General features: G+C 65.5%; 1 protein-coding gene. It reads right to left on the bottom strand.

Annotation, left to right across the window (positions count from 1 at the left end):
• Nucleotides 1-1032 (bottom strand): ISAzo13 family transposase (locus EET03_RS14775; protein ID WP_122508783.1); only part of this gene is annotated, 1032 nt, incomplete at its 3' end.
• Between the last annotated feature and the right edge of the window lie 56 nt (nucleotides 1033-1088).

The following is a 1088-nucleotide window of genomic DNA, read 5'->3' as shown; positions in this document are numbered from 1 at the left end:
CTCATGGGATTCCAGGGGTCGTGCGCGCCAGTTGCGGCTGATCGCGGAGAACAGCCGGTGTTCGATCTTGTTCCATTTGGAGGTGCCGGGCGGCAGGTGGCAGACCGTGATGTCGAGTCCGGCCTCGGCGGCGAAGGCGGCGAGTTCGGTTTTCCACAGCCGCAGCCGGGATCCGTTGGAGCCACCGGAGTCGGCGGTGATCAGCAGCTTGTCGGATCCGGGATAGCTGATGGCGCCCATCGTGGTCCACCAGCGGCGGATCGATTCCACGGCGAACTGGCCGGTGTCGGCGTCGGTGCCGACGTTGACCCAGCCGGTGTTGGCGGCGATGTCGTAGACCCCATAGGGAGCCACTTTGCCCAGCGCCTTGTCGGCGAAGTCGTGCACCGCCACCGCGCGCGGTGACCCGGCGGGCTCCCATTCACGGCCAGCAGCTTTGTAGTTGCCGACGAGTTCCTTCTTCTTGGTGTCCACGCTGATCACCGGATCCCCGCCGGCCTGGAATCGTTCGACTTGGGTGTTGAGATAGCCGAACTGGGCATCCCGATCCCGATGCTGAGCACCTTCAATGGTTTTCGAGTTCGCCTGCAGGCTGTAGCCAGCCTGTTTGAGCAGCTTGGCCACCGTGCGCGCGGACACCCGATGCCCCCTGGCGGTCAGCTCGGCGGCCAGCTTCGCCGTCGATTTGGTCGTCCACCGCAACGGCGACTCCGGATCGCCCCGCGAGACCGGATCCACCAGCGCATCAAGCGCGGCCACCAGATCAGGATCGGTCACCGCCATCGGCGGGCGCCCCGCACCCGGGCGGCGCACCCGCCCCGGAATCGGCTCGTCGTAATCCACCTCGCGCACACCTTGGGCCACGGTATCCGGATGCACCCCACCAGCCTTCGCGACCAGCTTGATCCCGCCCCGACCCAGTACCTTCGCCTCCGCGCCGAGCAACAACCGCCACGCCCGCTCGTCCAGATGCGGGCGGATCAACAACAAACGGGCGGCGACCGGATCGGAGTCCACAGCAGGCAGCGTCATACCACAAGTGTGGACAAACCAAACACAAAAACCTAATTAATTACTGCGCGAGTCCT

This window comes from Mycobacterium innocens (genome assembly GCF_900566055.1).
Taxonomy (GTDB): Bacteria; Actinomycetota; Actinomycetes; order Mycobacteriales; family Mycobacteriaceae; genus Mycobacterium; species Mycobacterium innocens.
The sequence above is the reverse complement of the archived record's forward strand: the minus strand, read 5'-3'. Positions and strand labels throughout refer to the sequence as shown.